At 72.1% G+C, this 5,334-nt stretch carries 5 protein-coding genes; 3 read left to right on the forward strand and 2 right to left on the reverse strand.

The annotated features are described in order from the left end of the window. Nucleotides 1-874, reverse strand: an 874-nt coding sequence (locus ABD327_RS12095; RefSeq protein WP_344450409.1) for a helix-turn-helix domain-containing protein, incomplete at its 3' end; no start/stop codon positions are given. Between the two features lie 90 nt (nt 875-964). Between ABD327_RS12095 and ABD327_RS12100 the strand changes: the two genes are divergently transcribed. From ABD327_RS12100 to ABD327_RS12110, 3 genes are read left to right on the forward strand one after another with little or no spacing between them, the layout of a single operon-like run. Continuing rightward, nucleotides 965-2,140 (forward strand): hypothetical protein, encoded by a 1,176-nt coding sequence (locus ABD327_RS12100; protein WP_344450410.1) that lies wholly within the window; start codon nt 965-967, stop codon nt 2,138-2,140. Continuing rightward, on the forward strand, nt 2,140-2,919 hold the full coding sequence (locus ABD327_RS12105; RefSeq protein ID WP_344450411.1) for an SDR family oxidoreductase: 780 nt from the start codon (nt 2,140-2,142) through the stop codon (nt 2,917-2,919). Before ABD327_RS12100 ends, ABD327_RS12105 begins: the two co-directional genes overlap by 1 nt. A gap of 17 nt (nt 2,920-2,936) precedes the next feature. Next, a complete protein-coding gene (locus ABD327_RS12110) occupies nt 2,937-4,064 on the forward strand; it encodes a sulfotransferase family protein (RefSeq protein WP_344450412.1) in 1,128 nt (375 codons plus the stop codon). Between the two features lie 7 nt (nt 4,065-4,071). Here ABD327_RS12110 and ABD327_RS12115 read toward each other — a convergent pair. Beyond that, nucleotides 4,072-5,334: aldehyde dehydrogenase family protein (locus ABD327_RS12115; RefSeq protein WP_344450413.1), on the reverse strand; the 1,263-nt coding region annotated here is incomplete at its 5' end.

Genomic DNA, 5,334 nt, shown 5'->3' on the forward strand with positions numbered 1-5,334 from the left:
CGCCGAGTTCGGCGGTGACGGCGGCGGCGGCCTCGGCCAGCGCGTCGCCCCTGCGGGCTATCTCGGCGCCGGTGAGGAGGGCGCCGACCTGGAGGGCCAGGACGAGGTCCTGGCGGCCGTCGGCGTCGTGGACGGGGGCGGCGATCAGGTGGACGGGGTGGCGGGTGCCGGGGCTGAGCTCGGCGTCCAGGTAGACGCGCTCGCCGAGGCCGGACAGGAGTTCCCCCATCAGGGTGCGGGCTTCGGGCGGGAGGTCGCCGGCCGAAGCCTCGTTCAGGAACGAGTACAGGCGCATGCCGGCGGGGGTGAGGCTCTCCACGAGGTAGCCCGCGGCACGGCAGCGGGCCGTGATGGTGCGGAGGCGGTCGCGGTCCAGGGTGACCGGGAGGGTCGGCTCCTTGGACAGCCAGCGCTCGAAGTCCTCGTCGGGGCCCCACAGGACGTACATCAGGCCGCTGGGCGGGGCGAACGGGTAGCGCTCCCCCACCCGGGCGGGGGTGAGGCCGGGGGCGGCGAGCGCGTCGAGGACCATGATCTCCTCGTCGACGACGGCGGAGACCGTGGCGGCCGTGCGGTGGCGCGCGACCAGCGGCTCGAGGCGGCGGCGCGCGGCCTGTGCGGCGGCGAAGCTCCGCTGGGCGGCCCGGCCCGCGGCGATGAGGGCGGGGCCCAGGCCGTAGGTGAGGGTGCGCGGGTCCCGCACCAGGTAGCCCGCGGTGGTCAGCTCGGTGAGGATGCCCAGGCAGGTGGGCTTGCTGATGCCCAGGTCGCGGGCGAGCTCCGACAGGCCGAAGCGGCGGCCGCCCGCCGTGGCGAACCGGTCGAGCACCGCGACCACCCGCGCGGTCGGCGGCGAGCGCCGGGCTCCGCCCATTGACCCCTCCTCGGAAGACGTCCTACTCTCAAGTCACAGAAAATCTACCGCATAGGTACATATTTGTACCGCACGTCGAGGGAGCATCGGGTGGCCACGGAGTCCTTCGCCCAGGCGATCGCCGAAGCCGAGCGGATCATCCGCTCGGCCCCGCACATCCAGAACGAGCAGGACCTGGCCGAGGGGCTCGACTACCTCGCCGGCAGCATCAAGGCGTCCCTGCACCTGGCGTGGGCCTACGAACGCGACTTCCCGTTCTTCGTCGCCTCCACCGGCCCGTACAGCAAGCTCGGGCTCGACAACCCCGACACGCTCTACTTCCACGCCTACATCCGCGACGACGCCGAGTACGTCGTCACGGGACGCCGCGGCACCACCGCCGACCTGAGCTTCCAGGTGATGAACGGCGACTACAGCCCCACCAGCTCCCCCGACAGCCTCACCGCGTTCGACGACCGCGAACTCGACATCGCGCCGGACGGCACGTTCGAGGTGCGGTTCGGGCCGGAGAAGCCCGACGCCGGGCCGAACTACTTCACGCTCGGCCCCGGCTCGTCGATGCTGATCGCCCGCGAGGTCTACAGCGACTGGGCGAACGAGGACCGCGGCGAGATCCGCATCCACCGCGCCGACACCCTCGGCATGGCGCCCCCGCCCGCCAAGGAGGAGCTCAGCGCCAAGCGCTTCGCCGTCGCGGGCCGGATCCTCGTCTCCCGGATCAAGACGTTCCTCGCCTTCCGGGAATGGCACTACCTGGACCTCCCGGTCAACACGCTGACCGAGCCGCGCTCCACCCCCGGCGGCCTCACCACCCAGTACTCGTCCGTCGGGCACTACGACCTGGACGACGACCAGGTCCTGGTCATCACGGTGCCCGCCCCCGCCAAGGACCTCGCGCCGTACTTCGGCTTCCAGCTCGGCAGCCTCTGGTACGTCTCGCTCGACTACATCAACCACCAGACGAGCCTCACCGCCGACCAGGCGCGGGTCGACCCCGACGGGATGATCCGCTACGTCGTCAGCGAGCGCGACCCGGGCCTGGCCAACTGGATCGAGCGCACCGGCCACCGGCGCGGCTTCCTGCAGTTCCGCTGGCAGCGGCTCACCCGGGCGCTCACCCCCGGGGACGGCCCGGCGGTCGAGATCGTCCCGTTCGACGAACTGCCGAAACTGCCCTACTACGAGCAGCAGCGGGTGGACTCCGCCGAGTGGACCGCGCGGATCGCCGAGCGCCAGACCGCCGTCGCCCGAAGGATGCTCGGCTGATGCCGCTGAAGGACAAGGTCGTCGTCATCTCCGGGGTCGGTCCGGGTCTCGGCCGGAGCCTGGCCGTGCGGTGCGCCGCCGCCGGAGCCGACGTCGTGCTGGCGGCGCGCACGCAGAAGCGGCTCGACGAGGTCGCCGAGGAGGTCACCGCGCTGGGCCGCCGCGCGGTGACCGTCCAGACGGACATCACGGACGAGGAGTCGTGCCGGAACCTGCTCGACACCGCGCTGGACGCGTGCGGCCGAGTGGACGGGCTGGTCAACAACGCCTTCGCGATCCCCCCGCTGACCGACCTGTGCGACGTCGACTTCGACGCGATCCGCGCCTCCGTCGAGACGAACGTGCTCGCCGCGCTGCGGTTGACCCGGCTGTTCGCCCCCGCGCTCGCCGAGCACGGCGACGGCTCCGTCGTGATGGTCAACTCGGCGGTGCTGCGGCACTCCCGGCGCACGTTCGGCACGTACAAGATGTCGAAGACCGCGCTGCTCTCCCTCGCGCAGAGCCTCGCCACCGAACTCGGGCCGCGGGGCGTCCGCGTCAACACGGTCGCGCCCGGCTACATCTGGGCCGACAACCTGAAGTTCTACTTCCGGCATCTCGCCCAGGAGCGCGGCATCACCACCCGGCAGGTCTACGAGGAGACCGCCGCGGACATCGACCTGCGGCGCCTTCCCGAACCCGACGAGATCGCCGACACCGTCGTGTTCATGCTCTCCCCGCTCGCCCGCGCCGTCACCGGGCAGTGCCTCGACGTCAACTGCGGCGAGTTCCACCACTGACTCCTGGAGGCCCACCGATGAGCACCATAGGCACCGCTGAGGACCTCCACGCCTCGGCCACCAAGATGACGGGCCTGTCCGACTTCGGGGACGACGACTACAGCGACGGCCTGGCCGTCCTCCTGGACTCCTACGAGAAGGAGGCCGCCCTCACCCCGCTCGGGGTCAAGGCGACCCGCGCCATCCTGCGGGGTTCGCTGGCCGCCCGGCTGGTGGCCGAGCAGTCCTGGAAGCAGCACCCCGAACACGCGGACGCGCCCGTCGAGCGGCCGATCTTCGTCACCGGTCTGCCCCGCACCGGCACGACCGCGCTGCACCGCCTCCTCACCGCCGACCCCGCGCACCAGGGCCTGGAGGTGTGGCTGGCCGAGATGCCGCAACCGCGCCCGCCCCGCGACACGTGGGCGAAGAACCCCTTCTTCCAGGCCATCCAGGCCGGTTACGAACGGCACCACGTCAAGCATCCCGAGTTCATGGGCGTGCACTACATGTCGGCCGACATGGTGGAGGAGTGCTGGCAGCTGCTGCGCCAGTCGCTCCGCTCCGTCTCCTTCGAATGCCTGGCGCACCTGCCGACGTACTCCGCCTGGCTCGCCGGACAGGACTGGACTCCCGCCTACCGCAGGCACCGCCGCAACCTCCAGCTCATCGGCCTGAACGACCCGGGCCGCCGCTGGGTGCTGAAGAACCCCAGCCACCTCTTCGCCCTGGACGCGCTGCTGGAGGTCTACCCCGACGCGTTGATCGTCCAGACCCACCGCGACCCCCGCGCATCGACGGCCTCGATGTGCAGCCTCTCCGCGCACAGCACCTCGGGCTGGTCCACGGAGTTCGAGGGTTCGGTGATCGGACGCTCCCAGCTCGACCTGTGGAGCCGCGGCCTGGAGGCCTTCAGCGCCGAACGCGCCCGGCACGACCCGTCCCGCTTCCACGACGTCGACTACGACGAGTTCGTCCGCGACCCCCTGGGCACCGCCGAGTCCATCTACTCCCGTTTCGGCCTGACCCTCACCGACGAGGCCCGCACCGCGATGGCCGCCCTCCACACCGAAAGCGACGCGGGGGCGGGCCGCCCGTCCCACAGCTACTCGCTCGCGGACTTCGGCCTCACCCCCGAGGAGGTCGACGAGCGCTTCCCGCGGTAGCGGCGCGTCAGAACGGGTAGGCCGGGGCCTTGTCGCGCATGGTGATCCAGCGGGTCTCGGTGAAGGCCTCGATGTTGGCGGCGGGGCCGCCGAAGCGGGAGCCGGTGCCGGACGCGGCGAGGCCGCCGAAGGGGACGTTGGCCTCGTCGTTGACGGTCTGGTCGTTGATGTGGACGATGCCGGTGGGGATCTTCTGGGCCAGTTCCCAGCCCTTCATGAGGTCGCGGGTGACGATGCCGAGGGAGAGGCCGTACTCGTCGGCGGAGGCCAGGCGGACGGCCTCGTCGAAGGTGGTGAAGCGGGCCACCGGGGCGACCGGGCCGAAGATCTCCTGGGCGAAGGCCGGGGTGTCGGGCGTGGCGTCGGCCAGGACCGTGGGCCGGTAGAAGAGGTTCTCGTAGGTGCCTCCGGCGACGAGGCGGGCGCCCTGGGCGGTGCTGGCGGTGACCAGGTCGTGGATCTTGTCGCGCTGGCCGGCGTCGATGACCGGGCCCAGGGCGACCCGGGCGATGGCGGGGTCGCCGACGGGCAGGGCGCTCGCCCTGGCGGCCAGGCGGTCGACGAACTCGCCGTACAGGCCCTCGTGGACGAGGTGGCGGCCGGTGGTCATGCAGATCTGGCCCTGGTGGAAGAAGCCGCCCCAGGCCGCGAGTTCGACGGCGGAGTCCAGGTCGGCGTCGTCCAGGACGATCAGGGCGGAGTTGCCGCCGAGTTCCAGGTGGACGCGCTTGAGATGGCGGCCGGCCAGCTCGCCGACCCGGCGCCCGGCCTCGGTGGAGCCGGTGAAGGAGATGACGCGCACCAGCGGATGCTCCACCAGCGCACGGCCGACGTCCGCGCCGCCGGGGAGCATCTGCAGGACGCCCGGAGGCAGGCCGGCCTCCTCGAAGATCCGGGCGATCATGACGCCGCCGGTGACGGCGGTGCGCGGGTCCGGCTTGAGGACCACCGCGTTGCCCAGTGCCAGCGCCGGGGCGACCGAGCGGATGCCCAGGACGATCGGCACGTTGAACGGGGAGATCACGCCGACCACCCCTGCGGGCACACGGGCCGCCATCGACAGGCGAGGCTCCTCGCTGGGCAGGAGCTCCCCGTAGGGGCGGCCGGGCAGCGCGGCCGCCTCATGGCACTCCTGCTCGGCGGCGCGCACCGAGTACCCGGCCATGCCGGGGACGGCGCCGACCTCTCGGACGTTCCACCAGGCGATCTCCCCGTCGTTCGCGGCCCACAGCGCCGCGGCCCGGCGCAGCACCGCGGCCCGCCGGGGGTG

This window comes from Actinocorallia aurantiaca, assembly GCF_039533685.1.
Lineage (GTDB): Bacteria > Actinomycetota > Actinomycetes > Streptosporangiales > Streptosporangiaceae > Actinocorallia > Actinocorallia aurantiaca.